Here is a 20,691-nt window from a genome sequence, read left to right on the forward strand (position 1 = left end):
CACCGCGCGGGAGTGGTGGAATTGGCAGACACGCAGGATTTAGGTTCCTGTGCCCCAGGGCGTGTGGGTTCAAGTCCCACCTTCCGCACGAGAGACGATGGTGCCTGCCGCAGGCCGCCGCTTTCGTCGCTCAGCCGCACCGCCGACCACTCACGACCGACGGGACTCCCCCAGTGCTCGAATCCATGCTGCACGCACCGACCGCTCTCATCCCCTGGCTCGATCCTGCGACGATCATCGGCACCGCCGGGCCGTGGGCGCTGCTCGTGGTGTGCTTCATCGTGTTCGCCGAGACGGGCCTGCTGGTCGGGTTCCTCCTCCCCGGAGACACGCTCCTCGTGATCGCCGGCCTGCTCTCGCACCCGATCGCCGGCTCGGAGCACGGCGTCTTCGGGATCAACGTCTGGTTCGTCGCGCTGCTCATCGGACTCGCGGCTTTCGTGGGCGGCGAGGTCGGTTACGTGATCGGCCACAAGGGCGGTCCCGCCGTCTTCGAGCGCAAGGAGTCGGGCCTCTTCAGCAGGAAGAACGTCGAGCGCACGAACGCGTTCTTCGAGCGCTTCGGCGGCATCACCGTGATCCTGGCGCGCTTCGTCCCGATCGTGCGCACCTTCGCCCCCGTTGCGGCCGGCGTCGGCCACATGCCCTGGCGCAAGTACACGCTCTACAACCTGATCGGTGCGGTGCTCTGGGGCTTCGGACTCACGATGTTCGGCTATCTGATCGGCTTCATCCCGCCGGTCGCCGAGTTCGTCGAGAGCTACATCGACCTCATCCTCCTCGCGGCGGTGGGCGGTACCGCCCTGGTCACGCTGTGGCACTACCTGTCGGAGCGGCACAAGGCGAAGAAGGCTGCGGCAGCGGGCGAAGACGTCGTGACGGATGCCGAAGAGGCGCAGGAGCTCGTCCTCGACACCGACGTGTTCGACCGCGCCCCCGACCTGGACGGCGACGGCAAGCACTGACCGCGCCGTAGACGCCCGAAGGGCACCGGCATCGCTCAGCCGGCGTTCTTCGCGCGTTCCTCCTTGGTGCGGGCGACGCTGGCGCGCAGCGCCTCCATGAGGTCGATGACCTCACCACCCTCCGCAGCCTTCTCCGCCTCGCCGAACGTCTCGGCGACGTCGAACGTGTCGCCCGCCTCGATCTTCGCGTCGATGAGGGTGCGGAGCTCCTTCTGGTATTCGTCGACGAACTCCTCCGGGTCGAAGTCGGCGGAGTAGCTGTCGACGAGCGATGCCGACAACTCGAGCTCCTTCTTCGAGATCCGCACATCTTCGTCGAGCGCCGGGAACTCCGCCTCGCGCACCTCGTCGGCCCACAGCAGCGTCTGCAGCACGAGGACCTTCCCCCGCACGCGGAGCGCGGCGAGCCGTGTCTTCTGGCGAAGGGTGAATCGCACGATGGCGGTGCGGTCCGTCTGTTCCAGCGTCTTGCGCAGCAGGACGTACGCCTTCGGGGACTTCGAATCGGGCTCGAGGTAATACGGCTTGTCGAGCGTGAGCAGGTCGACCTGATCCGACGGCACGAACTCGACGACGTCGATCTCCCGGCTCTTCTCGGCGGGGAGCGCCGAGAGATCGTCCTTCGTGAGCACGACGGTCTGCCCGTCGTCGACGTAGGCGCGATCGATGTCGGCGTACGCCACGGTCTCGCCGCAGACCTCGCAGGTGCGCTGGTAGCGGATGCGTCCGCCGTCCTTCTCGTGCACCTGGTGCAGTGGGACGTCGTGGTCCTCGGTCGCCGAATATACCTTCACCGGCACGTTCACGAGCCCGAACGTCAGCGCGCCCTTCCAGATGGTCCTCATGACACCAGTGAACACCAGGCGGAGCCGTCGCGACCAGACCCTTGACTACGCTGGCTGCATGGTCGGACAAGGGCAGATCGTGCAGATCGACGGCCGCCGACTGCGCGTGACCAACCTCGACAAGGTGGTCTACCCCGCCACCGGCACCACCAAGGGCGAGATCATCGCGTACTACACGCAGATCGCACCGCTCATCCTCCCGCTCCTCGACGGCCGACCCGTCACCCGCAAGCGCTGGGTCGAGGGCGTCGGCACCGCGGATGCTCCGGCCGATGCCTTCTTCACGAAGCAGCTCGAACCAGGGGCGCCCGACTGGATCCTCCGGCAGGCGATCCAGCACTCCGACGGCCCGAAGGAGTATCCCCTGGTCGAGGATGTGCCGACCCTCGTCTGGCTCGCGCAGGTGGCGGCGATCGAACTGCACGTCCCGCAGTGGCGTTTCGCGCCCGATGGCCTGCCCGGGCGACCGGACAGGCTCGTGCTCGACCTCGACCCCGGCCAGGGTGTCGCTCTCGATCAGTGCGCTGAGGTCGCCCGTATCGCCCGAGGGATTTTGACCGACATGGGCCTCGATCCGTTCCCCGTGACGAGCGGCAGCAAGGGCATCCATCTCTACGCCGCGCTTCCCGGCGAGCAGACGAGCGACGAGATCTCCGCCGTGGTGAAGGAACTCGCCCGCCTCATCGAGAACGACCATCCCGACCTCGCGACCAGTGTCATGTCGAAAGCCGTGCGCGGCGGCAAGGTCTTCCTCGACTGGAGCCAGAACAACGGCAAGAAGACGACCATCTCGCCCTACTCGTTGCGAGGCCGCGCGCAGCCCTGGGTCGCGGCTCCCCGCACCTGGGAAGAACTCGATGACCCGGAGCTCGCGCAGCTCGACCTCGACGAGGTGCTCGCCCGCGCCGCTGCCGGAGTCGATCCCCTCGCGGCGCTCCGGCCTCTCGTCGCTGCGCCTGCGTCCGCTCCTCCGCCGCATCGCGCCTCCCGCCATCCGCGCAGCGCACCGACGCCGGCTCGGACGGCAGCGACCACCGTCGCCACGCTCTCCCCGATGCTCGCCGAGAACGGCACGCCCGGCATGGCACGCGCCCTGAGTGCACCCTCGTGGGTCGAGGTGAAGTGGGATGGCATCCGGGCGATGGGTACGTGGGCGGAGGGCCGGATGCTGCTCCACGCGCGTCGCGGCACCGACATCACGGCGCGGTACCCGGAGCTCACCGCGGACGGCGCCCCGTTCCTCCCGGTCGCGGACGCCGTCATCGACGGGGAGATCGTGGCTTTCGACGGTCATGGGCGACCGAGTTTCTCCCTGCTGCAGAACCGGATGCACCTGACCCGGCCACGCGAGATCGAACGCGAGGTGGTGCGCACGCCGATCGTGTACATGGTGTTCGACCTCCTGCGCCTCGACGGGCATGACCTCACCGGGATGCCGCTGCGCGAGCGCCGCACCCTGCTCGAAGACGTGGTCTCCGGTCTCGAGGCACCCGTTCAGCTCCCTCCCGTGTTCGACGATGTCGACGCGGCGCTCGCGGCCAGCGGGGAGTTCGGACTCGAAGGGGTCGTGGTCAAGGATCCGCAGTCCAGGTATCGCCCCGGTCAGCGGAGCCCCTCCTGGCTCAAGCTCAAGCACACCCGGATGCAGGAAGCGGTCATCGTCGGGATCCGTCCGGGAAAGGGAGACAGGGAGAGCACACTCGGCTCGTTGCTGCTCGCTGTGCCGGAGCGGGGGTCCTCGTCCGCGGGTGCGTCGCCCCGACTGCGCTATGTGGGACGCGTCGGCACCGGATTCACCGACCGTATCCTCCGTGATCTCCTCGCACGGCTGGAACCGCTGCGGATCCGGGATGCACCGCTCGGCGGCGTCCCCGCCCTCGACGCCTCCGATGCGCTCTGGGTGCGTCCGGAACTGGTCGGTGAGGTCGAGTTCGCGAACTGGACACCCGATGGGGTGCTGCGCCATGCGCGGTGGCGCGGGCTGCGCCCCGACAAGGAACCGGGCGACATCGTCGTCGAGTCCTGACCGAGGCTCATCGCACCGGCTCCGCTCAGGCGTGGTGCGGTTCGCAGTCGGACTGCTCGGCCGGCTCGATCTGGAAGGTGGAGTGCTCGACGTCGAAGTGATCCGCGAGACACGCCTGCATGTCGGCGAGCAGCTGCGTGGAACGCCCGTCCGCGAACAGCTGCGGGTCGACGCTCACGTGCGCCGTGAACACGGGTGCGCCTCGCGTCAACTGCCACACGTGCACGTCGTGCACGCCGACGACGCCGCCGTAGCCGAGGAGGTGTGTTCGGATCTCGCTGACCGCCGTCCCCTTCGGCGCGGACTCCGCGAGCACCGAGAACACCTCACGGAGCAGCGCGACGGCCCGTGGGATGATCATCGCCGCGATGAACAGGGACGCGATGGCGTCGGCCGGCATCCATCCGGTCAGGAGGATGACGATGGCGGCCACGATGACCGCCGCAGATCCGATCAGGTCGCCCATCACCTCGAGATACGCCCCGCGCACGTTGATGCTGGTGCGCTGCGCGCGGCTCAGCAGCCACATCGACACGGCGTTCGCCAGCAGACCAACCACGGCCACGACCAGCATGAGCCCACCCGCGACCTCGACGTCGCCCGGATTCACCAGCCGGCCGATGCCCTCGACCGCGACCCAGGTGGCGAGCGCGATCAGGATCACGGCGTTGATGAGGGCGCCGAACACCTCGGCGCGCTGGTAGCCGAAGGTGCGCCGGTCGTCTGCCGGTCGCGCGGCCACGGTGGCGGCGATCAGGGCGATCACCAGAGCGGAGGCATCCGTGAACATGTGCGCGGCGTCCGCCAGCAGCGCGAGCGAGCCCGTCAGGAGCGCGCCGATGACCTGCACCATCATCACTGTCGCGGTGAGCGACAGCGAGATCGCCAGCAGGCGTCGGCTGCTGGCCGAACGGATGCCGCCGGGGGCGGGTGCGTGATCGTGCATGCCACCAGGCTAGACCGCGCGACCGGGTCGACAGGCCGATCAGGACTAGTCGGGAAGGGTAACGATTCTCAGCGTCACCAGGGGTTGACCCACGAGTGCTCCGGGAGGTGAGCACGACGACGCCGTCGGCGGATCAGAGTGCGGCGAGCAGTGGCACCAGTTCGGAGAACGCGCGAGCCCGGTGGGACTGCGACTGCTTCTCCTCCGCGGTGAAATCGCCCACGGTGCGCTCGTTCCCCGTCGGCTGCCCGTCGGGGATGAAGATCGGGTCGTAGCCGAAGCCTCCCCCGCCCGAAGCGGCGTGCGCCAACCGTCCTGGCCATCGCCCCTCCACGACACGCTCTCTCCCGTCGGGGAGGACCAGCGCGATGGTCGAGGTGAAGTGCGCCGCGCGATGGGGATCGGCGATGTCGCGCAGCTGATCGAGCAGCAGCTCGAGATTCGCGGACGCGTCCTTCTGCTGCCCCGCCCAGTACGCGGAGAACACGCCGGGAGACCCGCCGAGCACATCGACGCAGATCCCGGAGTCATCGGCCAATGCCGCGAGTCCGGTGTGCGCCGATGCCGCCCTGGCCTTGATCAGGGCGTTCTCGGCGAACGTCACGCCATCCTCCACGGGTTCAGGACCGTCGTACCCGATGACCTCGAGGTCAGGACGCGTCCGCGCCACGATCTGCTGGAACTCCGCGACCTTGTGCGGGTTGTGCGTCGCGAGCACGACCTGCATCGTCACTCCCCCGCCAGCGCGGCGAGCTGCTTGCCCTTCAGGTCCTCGCAGCCCGCGAGGCCGAGCTCGAGCAGCGCATCCAGCTCGCGCTTGTCGAACGGCGCGCCCTCCGCCGTGCCCTGCACCTCGACGAACAGCCCACGACCGGTCACGACCACGTTCATGTCGGTCTCCGCGCGCACATCCTCGGTGTATGCCAGGTCCAGCATGGGCTCGCCATCGATGATCCCCACCGAGACGGCCGCGACGGAGTCGAGCAACGGCGTCGAGTTCCTGCCGATGAACTTCTTGTCACGACCCCACTCGATCGCGTCGGCCAGTGCCACGTAAGCGCCGGTGATGGCGGCGGTCCTGGTGCCGCCATCGGCCTGCAGCACGTCGCAGTCGATGACGATCGTGTTCTCGCCCAACGCCTTCGTGTCGACGACGGCGCGCAGCGCCCGGCCGATGAGGCGGGAGATCTCATGCGTGCGGCCGCCGATGCGTCCCTTGACGCTCTCGCGGTCGTTCCGGCTGTTGGTCGCCCGAGGGAGCATCGCGTACTCCGCGGTCACCCAGCCCTTGCCCTTGCCGGTCAACCAGCGGGGCACGCCGTTCGTGAACGACGCGGTGCACAGCACCTTCGTACCCCCGAAACTGATCAGAGCCGATCCCTCAGCCTGTGTGCTCCAGCCGCGCTCGATGGTGATCTCGCGGAGCTGGTCGGTGGAACGGCCGTCGACGCGGACGATGTCGGTCATGTGCTTCTCTCGGGTCGGGGTGAGCGAATCGGACGGGACGATTCGAGGGAGGTCTTACTCGAAGGCGGTGCGGGGAACGGAGATCACACCGGTCTGCACGAGCTGCACATCGCGCACCTCGCGCCCCATCAGGCGATTGGCCAGGGCGGTGAAATCGTCGGTCGAGGCGCCGGTGGCCTCGTAGACATAGGTGGCTGTGGCATTCGGCGAGGCGAGCAGGTCGCCCCGCACCAACTGGCGATACACGTCACCGGCCGTCTCGTCGTCGCTGGAGACCAGCGTGACCCCCTCGCCCATGACATAGCTGATGGCGCCCCGCAGGAACGGATAGTGGGTACAGCCGAGCACGAGCGTGTCGACTCCCGCATCTCGCAGCGGTGCGAGGTACCCCTCGGCGACCGCCAGGACTTCGGGCGTACCCGTGATCCCCGCCTCGACGAACTCGACGAACCGGGGGCAGGCGGCGGTGAAGACTTGAAGACGTTCGTTCACCTCGAGCATGTCCTGGTAGGCCCTCGATCCGATCGTGCCGACCGTGCCGATCACGCCCACGCGTCCGTTGCGCGTGGTGGAGACAGCACGGCGGACAGCGGGACCGATGACCTCGACGACCGGGATGTCGTAGCGCTCCCTCGCATCACGGAGCATCGCGGCCGAGGCGGTGTTGCACGCGATCACGAGCATCTTCACGCCCTGATCCACGAGGGTGTCGAGCACTTCGAGGGCGTACCTGCGGACGTCCGCGATGGGCTTGGGCCCGTACGGCGAGTGGGCGGTGTCGCCGATGTAGACGAAGGACTCGCGGGGCAGCTGGGCGCGGATGGCCCGCGCCACCGTGAGCCCGCCGACACCGGAGTCGAAGATCCCGATCGGCGCGTCGTTCATGACTACCCAGCCTACCCGCGCGCGGCCCACCGCGCGTATCAGCACGCTCACTAAGCTGAGCGCATGACCACGTCGACGGCGCTGCTCACCGACCGCTACGAGCTGACGATGCTCGCTGCCTCCCTCCGCGACGGCACGGCGTTCCGGCCGAGCGTCTTCGAGCTGTTCTCGCGGCGTTTGTCCGGGGGTCGCCGATTCGGCGTCGTGGCGGGAACAGGACGTCTGCTCGGGCTCCTGCGCGAGTTCCGGTTCGGGGAGGACGAACTGCGGTTCCTGCGCGACGAGGAGGTCGTCGATGCGGCGTCCCTCAAGTACCTCGAGGACTACCGGTTCACGGGGTCGATCCGCGGCTACCGGGAGGGCGAGCTGTACTTCCCTGGCTCCCCCATCCTCACGGTCGAGGGGTCCTTCGCCGACGCCGTGGTGCTCGAGACCCTCGCCTTGAGCGTGCTCAACCACGACTCCGCCGTCGCGACCGCGGCATCGCGGATGAGCATCGCCGCGGGTGAGCGCCCTCTGGCCGAGATGGGTTCGCGACGCGCTGCCGAACGATCGGCGGTCGCTGCGGCGCGCGCGGCCTACATCGCCGGCTTCGGAGCGACGAGCAATCTGGAAGCCGGGCGGAGTTGGGGCATCCCGACGATGGGGACGGCAGCGCACTCCTGGACTCTCCTGCACGACACGGAAGAAGAGGCTTTCCGCGCACAGGTGCAGAGCATGGGTGTCGGAACGACCCTGCTCGTGGACACCTACGACATCCGCGCCGGAGTCGAGACGGCCATCCGCGTCGCAGGCACAGGGCTCGGCGGCGTACGGATCGACTCCGGCGACCTGCCGATCGTGGCAGCCGACGTCCGCGCGCAACTCGACGAACTCGGAGCGACGTCGACGCGCATCACGGTGACCAGCGACCTCGACGAATACGCGATCGCGGCCCTCGCCGCGTCACCCGTCGACGCGTACGGTGTCGGCACGTCGGTGGTGACCGGATCGGGCTATCCGACCGCGAGCATGGTCTACAAGCTGGTGGCACGGCAAGACGCGACCGGGGCGTGGATCGGCGTCGCGAAGGCCTCGGCGGACAAGGGGTCGCAGGGTGGGCGCAAGGCCGCTTTCCGCACTCTGGTCGACGGTGTCGCCACGTCGGAGACCGTCGTGGTCTCGGACGGCTTCGAAGAGATCGACACGGCGAGCGAGCATCCGGACGGGCGCGCGCTGCAGGTGACGTTCGTGGAGGCAGGAGAGATCGACACCGCCTACGAGGGGATCGAGGGGACTGCTGCCGCGCGATCGCATCACCTGCGTGTGCGCGAAGAGCTTCCGGTGCGCGCGCTCGCGCTCAGCAAGTCCGACCCGGCGATCCCCACCGTGTACGTCGACGCCGACTAGGTCAGCCGACCATCGATTCGTAGATCTCCTTGCAGGTGGGGCAGATCGGGAACTTCTCGGGGTCGCGGCCCGGCGTCCACTTCTTGCCGCACAGTGCGCGCACCGGCTTGCCGGTGATCGCCGACTCGAGGATCTTGTCCTTCTTCACATAATGCGAGAAGCGCTCATGGTCGCCCGGTTCGAGGTTCTCCTCACGGAGAAGCTCCTCCAGTTCGCGATCAAGCGTTGCCACGCCGCCCTGATCGGGGCTGTCCAGCGGAGTACTCATCCCGTGAGTCTAGCGTCGTCGTGCGCCTCGCGGGCCGCCCTCATGCGGTCTCGACGAACTCCATGAGCCGCTCGCCGCTGCGCTCGAAGATGCGACCCCCGATGACCGCTCCCGCTGCGAACACGCCCAGTCCGACGAGGAGTCCGACCCAGAACGCCGCGGGCGCGTATGCGGACCCTTCGACGATCGAGGCTGCGAACAGCCAGATGGTCGGCACGCTGAGCACGATCGCCCCGAGGAACGCCGCGGCCGGACCGTAGGCGCCGCGGGAGGTCGGCCGCTGCGGCTGCTGGAACGGACTGTCTCCGGGCCGGGACACCGCGTACGGCGCCACGACCGAGACGATGCTCGAGATTCCGAGCGCGCAGAAGAGCAGGCTCGCCGCGAGACCGCCGAGCGGCAGGAGCAGACTCCAGTCGCCGACGAGGAGGAGCGAGAGCGGCACGGCGATCGCGAGGACCGGGATGGCCACCAGCAGGACGGGGACCAGTCGTCCCAGACGATCAGGAAGCCCTCGGACGCCACTGGCCACGTGGGTCCACAGTGCGGTCGAGTCGTAGGCGACGTCGTTGTGCGGAAGCCAGCCGAAGAACAGCGCCATGACCGGAACGGGCACGAGGGCGGCCACTTCGAGCGGCACGCCCGCGACGATGAGCGGCAGCACGGTGAGCACCCCGGCGACCGGGACGACGATGATGTTCATGATGTATCGGCGATCGCGAAGCCAGTAGACCAGGCTCCGGGAGGCGATCGCCCCGAACGCGTTCGACGGCAGAAGGCCGAACCAGCCGAGACCGGTGCGCTCTCGCGAGGCGACCGGACGCTCGGTGGTCGTGAGGAGGCGGCGGACCAGCGAGGACCACACCAGCCAGAGGACACCGATCGTGAGGATCGCGACGATGCCGCTCGCCCAGGCTGCCCCGGTCTCCCCCTCCGCAGCCGAGAAGAGGAACGCAGGCGACGCGGCGAACGGCGTGAACCCCAGCACCGCGGACAGTGTCGCCAGCGACTCCGGCACATGGCCGTCCCAGCGCAACGAACCAAGGAACACCGCCACGGGGAAGGCGATCACGAGCAGCGCGAGCGCGAAGAGCGCAGTGAGCTCACGGGAGCGCCGTTCCGGAAGCAGCAGGGCGTTGATCGCCATCCCGATCCGAGCGATGAGCACCGTGGTCACCGCCCCGACGACGGTGAACAGCACCGCGAGGGGCCACGGTGTGCCGGCGGACACGGCGACGACGCAGACGCTGATGTAGACCGCAAGGAGGGCGAGGCTCGGCACGCTCACGAAGGACGCCAGGATCAGCACCCACGGCATCTGCCGCTCGTCCACGCCGAACACCGCGAAGCGCCGCGGATCGAGCTGGTCGACGGCGCCGACGAGGATCGGGCCGACGAGGAAGCCGAGAAGAAGTGCGCCGCCGCCGAGGACGGTGACCGCCCGTGCGACGGGAACCGAGGCGTCGGTGAGGCTGAACACCGCGAGACAGACCACGACGGTGACGATGACGACGGCAGCGAACACGAGAAGGGTGCGAACCCGACGATCGCCGCGCAACGACCCGAGCAGCAGCGCGAATCTCAGTCGGAGAACGTGTGCAGCCACTCGAGACCCTCCACCTCTCCGCTGGACCCGGCGAGTTCGACGAAGCGCGCCTCGAGCGTCTGGCCCGCGCGCACCTCGTCGATGGTGCCCTCCGCGAGCACTTCGCCGCCGACGATGATCGCGACCCGAGAGCAGACACGCTCGACCAGGTCCATGCCGTGGCTGGAGAGGATCACCGTCCCGCCGTGCGAGACATAGGCGCGCAGGATGTCGAGGATGACTGCGGAGGAGACCGGATCGACCGACTCGAACGGCTCATCGAGCACGAGGACGCGCGGCGAGTGGATCATCGCTCCGGCGAGCATGATCTTCTTCGTCATGCCCGCCGAGTAGTCGGAGACCACCCGGCTCAAGGCGTCTCCGAGGTCGAACGCGCGGGCCAGATCGGTCGCGCGCTTCTCGATGACATCCGAGGGCAGCCCCCGCAGAAGTCCGTAGTAATAGAGCAGCTGACGCCCGGTGAGGCGATCGAAGGTGCGGAGTCGATCAGGGAGCACGCCCATCAGTCGCTTCGCCGCCTGAGGCTGCGCCGACTGGTCTATGCCGCAGATCACGACGCTGCCTTCGTCTGCGCGCAGGAGGCCGGCGACGATGGAGAGCGTGGTCGTCTTGCCCGCACCGTTCGGACCGACGATGCCGTAGAACGACCCGGCGGGGACCGTCAGATCGATGCCGTCGACGGCCCGATTGTCGCCGAACTGTTTCACGAGTCCGCGGATGCTGATCGCCTCGGCGTCCGGACCGCTTTCGACGCCGCCGGCCGCCGTGTCGTCGGCGCCTGCCTCCGATTCGGCTCTCACACGGGCTTCGGGCTCCACCTCCGGCGCGGGTTCGGGCTCGGCGACGAGAGTCGGTTCGCTGTCATCGTCGGATCTCGCCACGGGCCTCTCCCCCTCCTCCGCCATCAAAGCAGAGGATGCAGCCTCGGCCACAGAGTCAGGTTCGCCCACAGGGTCCGACTCGACCACGGAGCTCGCCTCGACAACCGGGGCCGACTCGACAACCGGGTCCGACTCGACCACCACAGCGTCCGACTCGACCACGGAGCTCGACTCGACCACAGGGGTCGGCTCGGCGGCGGGAGCCATCTCTGCTGCAGGCGTCGCATCGGGATCGGCCGCGGCAGCCTTGGCCGCGGCCGCCTTCGCGGCCCTGGTGGCGGCAGCCTTCGCCGCCGCTGATCTCGCGGCCGTGGTCTTCGCCGTCGCAGAACGGGCGGTGGACTTCGCGGCCGCCGACTTCGCAGCGGCTGACTTCGCTGCAGCCGACTTGGCGGCCGCAGTCTTGGCCGCACCGGGCGTGGCCGCACCGGCCTTGGCCGCACCGGTCTTGGCCGCACCGGTCTTGGCCGCACCGGACGTGGCAGCACCGGTCTTGGCCGTACCGGATTTGGCCGTGGCCGCCGTCGCAGGCTTCTTAGCCGCCCGCGCAGCCGTGTTCTTCGCCGCAGCCGTACGCGCGGCCGCCGCTGTCCGCGGAGCAGCGGACGGACGGTCCAAGGCTTTCGTCAGGGGTTCCACCACGACCTCGGCGGACGGCGCCGCCTTCTCGGCGGCTGCCTTCGCGGTGGCGGCCTTCGTCGTAGCGGTCTTCGACGCCCCCGTCTTCGCAGCTCCGGTCTTCCCTGTCGCGGACCGCGCAGACGGTGCCGAGGGGCGTGCGCCGGCGGTGGTCTTCACCGTCGCCGCGGGCGTCCTCTTCGCGGCCGAGGCGCTCTTCGCAGGAGCGGTCTTCTTCGCCGTCGGGGTCTTCTTCGCCGCCTCGGACGGCGTGTCGACGGGCCGCTTCGCGGCCGGAGTGCGCTTCACCGTTGCCTTTCCCGGCACGGTCTCGGTATCGTCCACCTGGGCGGTGCGGTCGTCAGGGGAGGAAGTCACCGTCCTACGGTATCAACGGGCGGCCGCAAGCCAAGCCGCCGCGCAATATTCCGCTCCGGATCCGAAGATCCGCGCGGGAGCCGAATCCGAAGAGGACCCTGTGCGTCCGGTGTGTACTCGGTCACGAAATGGCAACGGGGACGCCAGGACCCGGAGCTTCCCAGCCTGAATCGCTAGCATGAACGCGGCACGACGAAGTGTCTGGTCGGTGAACCGACCGTGAACACAACTTCCTTTAGGAGCACTCGTGACTCTTCAGACCGTCATCCTCGCCGCAGGCATGGGCTCGCGCCTCGGCCGTGCGCTGCCCAAGCCGCTCACCGAACTCAGCGACGGCCGCACGATCATGGGCCAGCAGCACGACAACATCCGCGCCGCCTTCGGCTCCGACGCGCGCATCACGACGGTCGTCGGATATCGCGCCGAGACCATCATCGACGCCTTCCCCTCGGTCAACTACGTCCACAACGAGCGCTACGACGAGACCAACACCTCGAAGAGCCTGCTCCGCGCCCTCGGCGCGACGGGACGAGGTGGCGTTCTGTGGATGAACGGCGACGTGGTCTTCGACCCGATGATCCTCGGTCGTGCAGCGGCGTACATCGAGCGCGACCAGTCGTTCGTCACCGTCAACACCTCCAAGGTCAGCGACGAAGAGGTGAAGTACACGGTCACGGCCGAAGGCTTCATCAACGAACTGTCCAAGACCGTCAAGGGCGGGCTCGGCGAGGCCGTCGGCATCAACTACATCTCCTCCACGCACAAGAAGGCGTTCATGCGCCAGCTGCAGCGCGTCGAGGATCAGGACTACTTCGAGCGCGGCCTCGAGCTCGCGATCGCCGAAGACGGTCTGCTCCTCGAGCCGATGGATGTCTCCGACCTGTACGCGGTCGAGGTCGACTTCGCCGAAGACCTCGAGCGGGCGAACCTCTTCGTCTGATCCGCTCACGAAAGCCCGGTTCCTCGAGGAGCCGGGCTTTCGGCGTTTTCGCGGTCGGGCTTCGTAGGATCGCTCCATGACCCCCAAGGTGCACAAGATCCATTCCCTTCCGGATGACGCCCCGTGGGACAAGGGCGTGCCGCCCCAGGGTTCTCCCGAGCATCCGATGATGGTGCGCGGACTCGACAGGGTCCTGTCCATCCAGCGCCCGCTCGTCCTCGCGCACATCCGCAGCATCCGTCTGCGCAATCCTCAGGCGTCCCCGGCCGAGATCATCCGGATCCTCGAGCGGCGTTACCTCGCCGCCGTGACGACCGGGGGCGCCGCTGTCGGTGCGACCGCGGTCGTCCCCGGCATCGGCACGGGCGTCACCCTCGCGCTCTCGGGCGTCGAGACCGTGGGCTTCGTGGAGTCGACGGCCCTGTTCGCCCAGTCCGTCGCCGAGGTGCACGGCATCGCGGTCGCCAACCCCGACAGAGCCAGGGCTCTTGTGATGACGCTCATGCTCGGCAAGGAGGGCGTCGACCTGGTCGGTCAGCTCGCGGGTCAGATCGCAGGACGAGGAGGGAGCAGGTCATCTTACTGGGGCGAGCTCGTCACGAAGTCGCTCCCCCGCGCCGCCGTCGGACCGCTCGTCGACCAGCTCAAGAGCATGTTCGTGAAGCAGTTCGCGGCGAAGGGTGGCGCCTCGGTCATCGGCAAGGCTCTTCCGTTCGGCATCGGCGCCGCGGTCGGAGGGGCGGGGAACCACATCCTCGGACGCCGCGTGCTCACCACCTCGCACAAGGCGTTCGGCGCCGCTCCGATCGACCTGCCGATCGAGCTGGAACCCGTGCCGGGGGCCGAGAAGCTGGAGTTGCGGATGCTCCGCGGCGCCCGCTACGCCGGGAACGCGGTCGCGGGCGCGGCAGGCACCGTGGCCCGAGGCGCCGGTTGGGTGGGACACCGCGTGGGCGAGCTGGCCACCGGCCGACGCACAGCCGCCGTCGAGCAGCTCGAGACGAACGCCCATGACGTCGGCGACCACGACCTCACGTCCCTCTCGGGCTCCACGCCCTCGACGGAGCGCGATCGGAACGAGCCGGCGGACTGAGGCACACTGCACGCTCGTCGCCAAAGGATCGGCCACCTCGTTGTGCCGAGCATCCAACGGACCGAGGCGACCCGACGCTAGGGTGGAATCCGTGACGGACAAGCCCGACCTCTTTACCACCGCCGGCAAGATCGCGGACCTGCGCGCTCGCTACACCGAAGCCGTCGTCGACGCAGAAGCGAAGGCGAAGGAGAAGCAGCACGCGAAGGGCAAGATGACCGCCCGTGAGCGCATCGAGCTGCTCGTCGACCCCGGGAGCTTCGTCGAGTTCGACGAGTACGTGCGCCACCGCACCACCGCGTTCGGCATGGACCGCTCCCGCCCGTACGGCGACTCGGTCGTCACCGGCGTCGGGACCATCAACGGCCGCACCGTGGCGGTCTACTCGCAGGACTTCTCGACCTTCGGCGGATCGCTCGGCGAGGTCGCCGGCGAGAAGATCGTGAAGATCATGGAGTTCGCTCTCGCGGGCGGCATGCCCTGCATCGGCATCCTCGATTCGGGCGGCGCACGCATCCAGGAGGGGGTCGTCGCGCTCGGCAAGTACGGCGAGATCTTCCGCCTCAACACCCGCGCATCCGGCGTCATCCCGCAGATCTCGATCATCATGGGCCCCGCAGCCGGAGGCGCGGTGTACTCGCCGGCGCTCACGGACTTCGTGATCATGGTCGACAAGACCAGTCAGATGTTCGTCACGGGCCCCGACGTCATCAAGACGGTCACCGGCGAAGACGTGGGCATGGAAGAGCTCGGTGGCGCGTACACGCACAACACCCGCTCCGGCGTCGCGCACTATCTGGCTGAAGACGAGGACGACGCTCTCGACTATGCGCGCACGCTGCTGAGCTTCCTGCCGGACAACAACATGGCGGAGCTCCCGTCGTACGAGAGCGCGTTCGAGTTCGAGACCACGGATGCCGACCGCACGCTGAACACGATCGTCCCCGACTCGACGAATCAGCCCTATGACATCCACACGGTCATCGAGCGCGTCGTCGACGAGGGCGACTTCCTCGAGGTCCAGCCGCTGTTCGCACCGAACATCGTCATCGGGTTCGGCCGTGTGGAGGGCCGCTCGGTCGGCGTCATCGCCAACCAGCCGTCTCAGATGGCCGGAACGCTGAACATCGAGGCCGGAGAGAAGGCCAGTCGTTTCGTCCGCTTCTGCGATGCGTTCTCGATCCCCATCGTCACCCTCGTCGACGTTCCCGGCTACCTTCCCGGCACGGACCAGGAATGGACCGGCGTGATCCGTCGCGGCGCGAAGCTGCTGTACGCCTACGCCGAAGCCACCGTGCCCCTGGTCACCGTGATCCTGCGCAAGGCCTACGGCGGTGCGTACATCGTGATGGGCTCCAAGCAGCTCGGCGCCGACGTCAACCTCGCCTGGCCCACGGCCGAGATCGCCGTCATGGGCGGCCAGGGCGCCGTCAACATCCTCTACCGCGGAGAGATCAAGAAGGCCGAGGAAGCGGGCGAGGACGTGGCCGCGGTACGCACCCGGCTCGCGAACGAGTACACCTACAACGTGGCCTCGCCGTTCCTCGCGGCGGAGCGCGGTGAGCTCGACGGCATCATCGAGCCGGCGAACACCCGTGTCTCGATCGCGAAGGCCCTCCGCGCTCTGCGCGGCAAGCGCGCGGAGCTGCCGCCCAAGAAGCACGGGAACATCCCGCTGTGACCAGGCAGGAAGCCCCCGGTGCGGCATCGGATCCTGTTGCGCCGATGCTGGAGATCACGCGCGGGACGGCGACCGAGGAAGAGCTCGCCGCGCTCATCGCCGTGATCAGTGAGGCGTACGCGACCGAGGCCGCCGACGCTGTCGCGGAGGAGCCGTCCGTCTCGGCCTGGACCCGCACGCAGCGTCCCCTCCGACGACCGTTGCGTCGGGACATCCCCTGGGGACGCTTCTCCGGCTGAGCCGATGCCGATCGAGGCTGCCGCGATGGTCTCAGCCGTCCAACAGCAGCACCGATGCGCGCGGGCTGAGCACGGAATCGAGCACGACGCATCCTGCGCCCACCGCGCCGACGTCGTCTCCGACGACCGTTCCGTCGACGGGTATCTCTCGCACCGCACGTGTCGCACTCGCGCGCGCGAGTCTCTCGGGGATCTCGCGGAGATACACCCCGGCGAGCCGCGACCAGAACGGTCCGCCGAAGACCACACGATCGACGTCGAGCATGTTCGTCAGCGCAGCGACCAGCACCGACATGTGCACCGCCGCCTGGCGCAGTACGCCGACGGCGGAGGCATCGCCCGCGGCGGCGCGCTCGCACAGTTCGGTGAAGCGCCCGTCGACGGCCTCCACATCGCTCCCCTCGCGGTCATCGCGGAACACGCCCGCGCGCTCGGCCTGCTCGACGATCGCCTGCGGGGTGCACACCACCTCGACACACCCGCGCGAACCGCATGTGCACGCGGGTCCGTCCGGATCGACGATGACGTGCCCGACCTCGCCGATGTTGCGCGTGCTCCCGAGGATCGCCCTGCCGTCTCTGGCCACGGCCGTCCCGATCCCGGTGCCGAGATAGACGAAGACGAACGAGTCGTCGGCGGAAGCCCTTCGCCTCCAGAGCTCGCCGACGGCTGCTGCTGTCGTGTCCTTCTCCAGCACCACCGGCATCCCGGTCGCCTCCGCGAGCACCGCTCGGAGCGGGACCCGGTGCCAGCCGAGGAGCTTCGGCGGATCGATCACCGTGCCCTTCTCGACGTCGAGCGGGCCGGGCGCGGCCACGCCCACCCCCGCGATCCGTGTCCGATCCACTCCGGACGCGGTGATCAGCGCCTCGATCGTCGTCGCCATGGCGGCGACGATCTGTCGAGGCTCTTTCGCAGGAGTGCGCACGCTCATGCGCCGCACCACCGTCCCCGACAGGTCGAGCAGGACGAACGTCATGATCGCGGGATCGAGGTGCACCCCCACCGAGAAGCGACTGTCCGGGACGAGGCGCAGCGTGACGCGGGGCTTGCCGGGACCGTTGATCGTGCGACCCGCCTCGCGGATGAATCCGTCGTCCAGGAGGCGCCTCGTGATGTTCGTGACCGTCTGCGCCGACAGTCCCGTCGCGGCAGCGAGCTCGATACGACTCAGCCCCTCGTCCGACTGGCGGACGGCCTCCAGCACGACGGATTGATTGAAGTCACCCATCCGCGGAAGATTGGTGCCTCGACGCATTCCCATCGTCCAATGATCCCTCATCGGCGTGGAAACCGTGTCCCCCAAAATACCTACAGACAACGCGTGCGCGACCCTTCAGACTGAGTGGGACGCTTCGCGTTCGGCTGGTCTCTCTGTCCCAGGGTAGACAGACGCTGATCGGCCACCAGCGGACGGTTTTCGGGTAACTGTCCGCACGGCGAGGGGCAGGCGGATTCGCCGCCCCTCGCCCACTCTCTCAGCATCCTCGACTCCGGTCACCTCCCCAGGCCGGAGCCGAGGATGTGCGCGCGACGGCTGCCGTGATCAGTCTGCGGTAGCGGGGTCCCTGGGGATCTCGTGCCACAGGTCGACTGCGTCATCGTCGCCGGAGGAGCGGGTTCCGGCTCGGCCGACGACGGTCACCGCGACGCGAGGATCGCGCGCGGAACGGATGATGATGCGCGCAGCCTTGGCCTGGGTGAGCGTCGCGGCGAGCTCGTCTCTGATCGCGCCGCGACGAGGCTCATCGATGCCGTCGAACCCGCCCTCGTCGAACACGGTGACGACGGCGCCGCGTCTGCGCGCGACATCGATCGCATTGCGCACGGCATCGTTGAGGAGGTCGGCGCCGCGCAGCTCGTCGCGCAGTCTCCCCTCCGCAAGACGCGCCTCCCGTCGTTCGCCGTCGTCGAGGGCTCCCCGCGTGGCGACGACCCGACTCAGCACGGGCCCGGCCACGGCGAGAGCGAACTGGGTGCGCAGACGCCTCTCGCGCTGTCGCACCCGCTGCGTGGCATGCCAGGCCGAGACCGCCTGCTGGATCTCGGCGAGACGCTCGGTGTCGCGCACCGCACGGTCCCAGAACATCACGAGCAGTCTGGCGACGGCGACCCACATGATCGAACCGACCAGACCGAGGGTGAGGGCCACGCCGACGCCGAGGTACGCGGATGCGGCGACCACGAGCACCACGAGCACCAACCAGCCGATCAGGAAGCGACGGCGCACCACGCACACGACGCCGAGCAGCCCGAGCGCACCGATGTACCAGGTGGCGAAGGGCGCCGTCCGGTCGGCGGGCTCGAGCGAGAAGGTGACCAGCGTCGGGATCAGCGCCGCTGCCAGCAGCGCCAGCACCGCCGACCACAGAGGCATGCGCACCGATGTCGCATCACCCAGGATCGCGATGTTCACCACCACCAGGTACACGCCGATCGCGAGGACCATCAGCAGCGGCGCCGTTGGCTGCTCGATCCACCACACTCCCCGAGCGACGAAGTACAGGGCGAACCCGACCGCGAGCGAGGTGGCGACACTGCGCACAGTGCGGTTCATGAGCGCTCCCACCCCAGAGTGACGATCGTGCCGTTCTCGTCGGAGCGGATGTCCGCCGTCCCGGCCACACCGGCCATGCGCGCGAAGATCGAGGCGCGGATCCCGAGACGATCCGCGCCGATCGCTTCGACGTCGAAGCCCGGTCCGGTATCCGACACCGTGACCGCGACCCCCTCGTCGCCATGCCCCTCCGCGACGATGTGCAGACCCCGCCCATGTGCGTGCGCCACGGCATTGCCGATCGCCTGCCGCGCGGCGAGCACGAGAGCCCTCGCTGCCCGACCGGGGATGAGCCCGATGCCCCCGCGTTCCTCGACCACGGCGTCGGCACCGAGCTCCGAGAGCGAACGGCGCAGCTCGACCACGATCTGCGCCGTGCCGACCGGCTCATCGCTCCCCTCCTGCGCGACGGCCGCCTCCGTGTTCGCGAGGCGGGTGAGAGCCTCGCGCGCCATCGCCACCGCGAGCTCTTCCGCGCGGTCGCCCTCGGCCCGCTCGGCGGCGATGAGCGCGGCCAGCACGCTGTCGTGCATCAACGCCGACATCGCCACGCGCTCCTCTTCGGCGGCGGCAGCAGCGGCGGCGGTCGAGTACGAGGACACGGCCTGCGCCCTGGCCTCGTCGACCCCCGCGGCGACGGAACGGAACATCCAGCCGAGCGAGATCATGACGACGCCGAGGATCAACGTGAAAGACACATCGAACGCGGTCGTCACCCAGAACTCCCGGGAGAACTCCCCCTGCACGAGACGGACATAGCCGTAGACCAGCGGCATCCCGGCGGCCCAGGCGAACTGGAGCCACAGCGGGAAGGCGAGCATCGCCGCCACCACGCCCACGTTCACGAGGAAGAAGATCCACGGCTGGTCGCCGGCGCTCTTGTCCGCAGGGTCGACGACCGTCGGCCAGGCGGCGAGCGCGAGGACGTAGACCACGGCGAACGCACCGGAGAAGGTGCGCACGCCACGGCCGATCAGACAGGCAACCAGCATCGCGGCGAGCGGGACGAACACCACGACCAGCATCACGATGTGCACGACATCGGCCCGCGACAGCGAGTTCACCGCGCCGATCAGCGCCTGCGCACCGAGCACCGCGGAGCCGAGTGCGACCACGATCGCGAGAATGCGCTCCATGCGCTTCCCGGTGAAGCGCTCGAACTCCGTCTCGGTGCCGCCGGGAGAGGGGATCTTGCTCCAGGCATCTCGGATGCTGAGCGGGTCAGCGGGCACTCGATGCCCCGTCGGCCGCGACGATGCCGTCTTCCATGGCCCGGCGGAGGAGATCGACCTTGGTGGGCGCCGGCCTGCCGACCTCGACGTACTTGACCCTGATGCGGGTGATGTTCTCCTTGGCCGTGGAGTAGGCGACGCCGAGCCGTTCGGCGACCGCCTTCAACGGCAGGCCCGCCGCGTACAACCGGAGCACCTCGCGCTCGCGGGTGGAGAGCTGCGCATCGGCGAAGTCGCGATCGCCGTCGACCGCGCTGGCCCACTCGACGTTGTTGAGCGCCTCGCCCTGCGCGACCGTCCGGATCGCGTCGAGGACGTCGTCGAGGGCCGAGGACTTGCTGACGACCCCCGCCGCTCCGGCCGAGAGCGCTTCGCGGACGGCGGCAGGACGATCGGCGACGCTGTGGATGACGACGCTCGCCCCGTCGCTCACCAGCGATGTGACGTTCTCGGTCACGGTGGTGCCGTCGCCGAGGGTGAGGTCGAGGACGACCACGTCAGCGGGAGCAGACCTCGACGCGGCACGCCACTCGAGGTAGGAGACGACGGTGCTTCCCGAGAACACGACGGTCTGCGAATCGCGCGCGCACGCGGCCTCGAGGCCGAGGCGTACGGACTCGTGATCGTCGATGAGTGCCACCCTGCTCATCCCCCCAGCCTAGTGAGTCGCCTCGG

General features: G+C 68.7%; 19 protein-coding genes and 1 tRNA gene. 8 read left to right on the forward strand and 12 right to left on the reverse strand.

The window, feature by feature from the left end; all coding sequences use genetic code 11:
- Positions 1–6: 6 nt before the first annotated feature.
- Together AB0E56_RS18435 and AB0E56_RS18440 are read left to right on the forward strand one after the other, a co-directional pair.
- Positions 7–88: transfer RNA gene (locus tag AB0E56_RS18435), tRNA-Leu, on the forward strand.
- A 97-nt stretch (positions 89–185) separates the two neighbouring features.
- A complete protein-coding gene (locus AB0E56_RS18440) occupies positions 186–965 on the forward strand; it encodes a VTT domain-containing protein (protein WP_359801410.1) in 780 nt (259 codons plus the stop codon).
- Positions 966–1,000: 35 nt separating this feature from the next.
- Here the strand turns inward: AB0E56_RS18440 and AB0E56_RS18445 are convergent, their stop codons facing one another.
- Positions 1,001–1,810 (reverse strand): Ku protein, encoded by an 810-nt coding sequence (locus AB0E56_RS18445; protein WP_359801412.1) that lies wholly within the window; start codon positions 1,808–1,810, stop codon positions 1,001–1,003.
- 58 nt (positions 1,811–1,868) lie between these two features.
- Here AB0E56_RS18445 and ligD point away from each other — a divergent pair, with 58 nt between their 5' ends.
- Positions 1,869–3,836, forward strand: a complete 1,968-nt coding sequence (gene ligD / locus AB0E56_RS18450; protein ID WP_359801414.1) for a non-homologous end-joining DNA ligase — start codon at positions 1,869–1,871, stop codon at positions 3,834–3,836.
- Positions 3,837–3,861: 25 nt separating this feature from the next.
- Here ligD and AB0E56_RS18455 read toward each other — a convergent pair whose 3' ends face one another.
- The 4 genes from AB0E56_RS18455 to murI all read right to left on the reverse strand — a co-directional run bounded on the left by AB0E56_RS18455 (position 3,862) and on the right by murI (position 7,134).
- Entirely contained in the window at positions 3,862–4,782 is a 921-nt protein-coding gene (locus tag AB0E56_RS18455; protein WP_359801416.1) for a cation diffusion facilitator family transporter, read from the reverse strand.
- A 133-nt stretch (positions 4,783–4,915) separates the two neighbouring features.
- On the reverse strand, positions 4,916–5,509 hold the full coding sequence (rdgB, locus tag AB0E56_RS18460; protein WP_359801419.1) for an RdgB/HAM1 family non-canonical purine NTP pyrophosphatase: 594 nt from the start codon (positions 5,507–5,509) through the stop codon (positions 4,916–4,918).
- A 2-nt stretch (positions 5,510–5,511) separates the two neighbouring features.
- Positions 5,512–6,249 (reverse strand): ribonuclease PH, encoded by a 738-nt coding sequence (gene rph, locus AB0E56_RS18465; protein ID WP_359801421.1) that lies wholly within the window; start codon positions 6,247–6,249, stop codon positions 5,512–5,514.
- A 54-nt stretch (positions 6,250–6,303) separates the two neighbouring features.
- Positions 6,304–7,134: a glutamate racemase gene (gene murI / locus AB0E56_RS18470; RefSeq protein WP_183150440.1), complete on the reverse strand. Its 831-nt coding sequence runs from the start codon at positions 7,132–7,134 to the stop codon at positions 6,304–6,306.
- Positions 7,135–7,197: 63 nt separating this feature from the next.
- Here murI and AB0E56_RS18475 point away from each other — a divergent pair, with 63 nt between their 5' ends.
- Positions 7,198–8,523 carry a nicotinate phosphoribosyltransferase gene (locus AB0E56_RS18475; RefSeq protein WP_359801423.1) on the forward strand — a complete coding sequence of 442 codons (1,326 nt, stop codon included), beginning with the start codon at positions 7,198–7,200 and terminating at the stop codon, positions 8,521–8,523.
- Position 8,524: 1 nt separating this feature from the next.
- On the opposite strand, the gene AB0E56_RS18480 is transcribed toward AB0E56_RS18475, so the two are convergent.
- The 3 genes from AB0E56_RS18480 to AB0E56_RS18490 are packed head-to-tail and all read right to left on the reverse strand — an operon-like array spanning position 8,525 to position 12,274.
- A complete protein-coding gene (locus AB0E56_RS18480) occupies positions 8,525–8,791 on the reverse strand; it encodes a DUF3039 domain-containing protein (RefSeq protein ID WP_028503536.1) in 267 nt (88 codons plus the stop codon).
- A 40-nt stretch (positions 8,792–8,831) separates the two neighbouring features.
- Complete coding sequence (locus AB0E56_RS18485) at positions 8,832–10,397, reverse strand: hypothetical protein (RefSeq protein WP_359801424.1); 1,566 nt, start codon at positions 10,395–10,397, stop codon at positions 8,832–8,834.
- Complete coding sequence (locus AB0E56_RS18490; RefSeq protein WP_359801425.1) at positions 10,373–12,274, reverse strand: ABC transporter ATP-binding protein; 1,902 nt, start codon at positions 12,272–12,274, stop codon at positions 10,373–10,375. Before AB0E56_RS18490 ends, AB0E56_RS18485 begins: the two co-directional genes overlap by 25 nt.
- A gap of 247 nt (positions 12,275–12,521) precedes the next feature.
- On the opposite strand from AB0E56_RS18490, the gene AB0E56_RS18495 reads away from it, so the two are divergent.
- The 4 genes from AB0E56_RS18495 (at position 12,522) to AB0E56_RS18510 (ending at position 16,227) form a co-directional block, all read left to right on the forward strand.
- Positions 12,522–13,214: an NTP transferase domain-containing protein gene (locus tag AB0E56_RS18495; RefSeq protein WP_183150442.1), complete on the forward strand. Its 693-nt coding sequence runs from the start codon at positions 12,522–12,524 to the stop codon at positions 13,212–13,214.
- Positions 13,215–13,290: 76 nt separating this feature from the next.
- Entirely contained in the window at positions 13,291–14,307 is a 1,017-nt protein-coding gene (locus AB0E56_RS18500) for a hypothetical protein (RefSeq protein WP_359801428.1), read from the forward strand.
- An 82-nt stretch (positions 14,308–14,389) separates the two neighbouring features.
- A complete protein-coding gene (locus tag AB0E56_RS18505) occupies positions 14,390–15,988 on the forward strand; it encodes an acyl-CoA carboxylase subunit beta (protein WP_183150443.1) in 1,599 nt (532 codons plus the stop codon).
- Positions 15,985–16,227, forward strand: coding sequence for an acyl-CoA carboxylase subunit epsilon (locus tag AB0E56_RS18510; protein WP_359801431.1), 243 nt, complete (start codon positions 15,985–15,987; stop codon positions 16,225–16,227). The genes AB0E56_RS18505 and AB0E56_RS18510 overlap by 4 nt, the downstream gene beginning before the upstream one ends.
- 31 nt (positions 16,228–16,258) lie before the next feature.
- Here the strand turns inward: AB0E56_RS18510 and AB0E56_RS18515 are convergent, their stop codons facing one another.
- The 4 genes from AB0E56_RS18515 to AB0E56_RS18530 form a co-directional block, all read right to left on the reverse strand.
- The gene (locus AB0E56_RS18515) at positions 16,259–17,458 is read right to left on the reverse strand and encodes an ROK family transcriptional regulator (RefSeq protein ID WP_359801432.1); all 1,200 of its coding nucleotides are present in this window, start codon (positions 17,456–17,458) and stop codon (positions 16,259–16,261) included.
- A 315-nt stretch (positions 17,459–17,773) separates the two neighbouring features.
- Positions 17,774–18,784 (reverse strand): hypothetical protein, encoded by a 1,011-nt coding sequence (locus tag AB0E56_RS18520; protein WP_359801435.1) that lies wholly within the window; start codon positions 18,782–18,784, stop codon positions 17,774–17,776.
- A complete protein-coding gene (locus AB0E56_RS18525; protein WP_359801437.1) occupies positions 18,781–20,016 on the reverse strand; it encodes an ATP-binding protein in 1,236 nt (411 codons plus the stop codon). Before AB0E56_RS18525 ends, AB0E56_RS18520 begins: the two co-directional genes overlap by 4 nt.
- Complete coding sequence (locus tag AB0E56_RS18530) at positions 20,006–20,665, reverse strand: response regulator transcription factor (protein WP_359801439.1); 660 nt, start codon at positions 20,663–20,665, stop codon at positions 20,006–20,008. The genes AB0E56_RS18525 and AB0E56_RS18530 overlap by 11 nt, the downstream gene beginning before the upstream one ends.
- Between the last annotated feature and the right edge of the window lie 26 nt (positions 20,666–20,691).

The organism is Microbacterium sp. NPDC028030, assembly GCF_040637855.1.
Classification (GTDB): Bacteria; Actinomycetota; Actinomycetes; order Actinomycetales; family Microbacteriaceae; genus Microbacterium.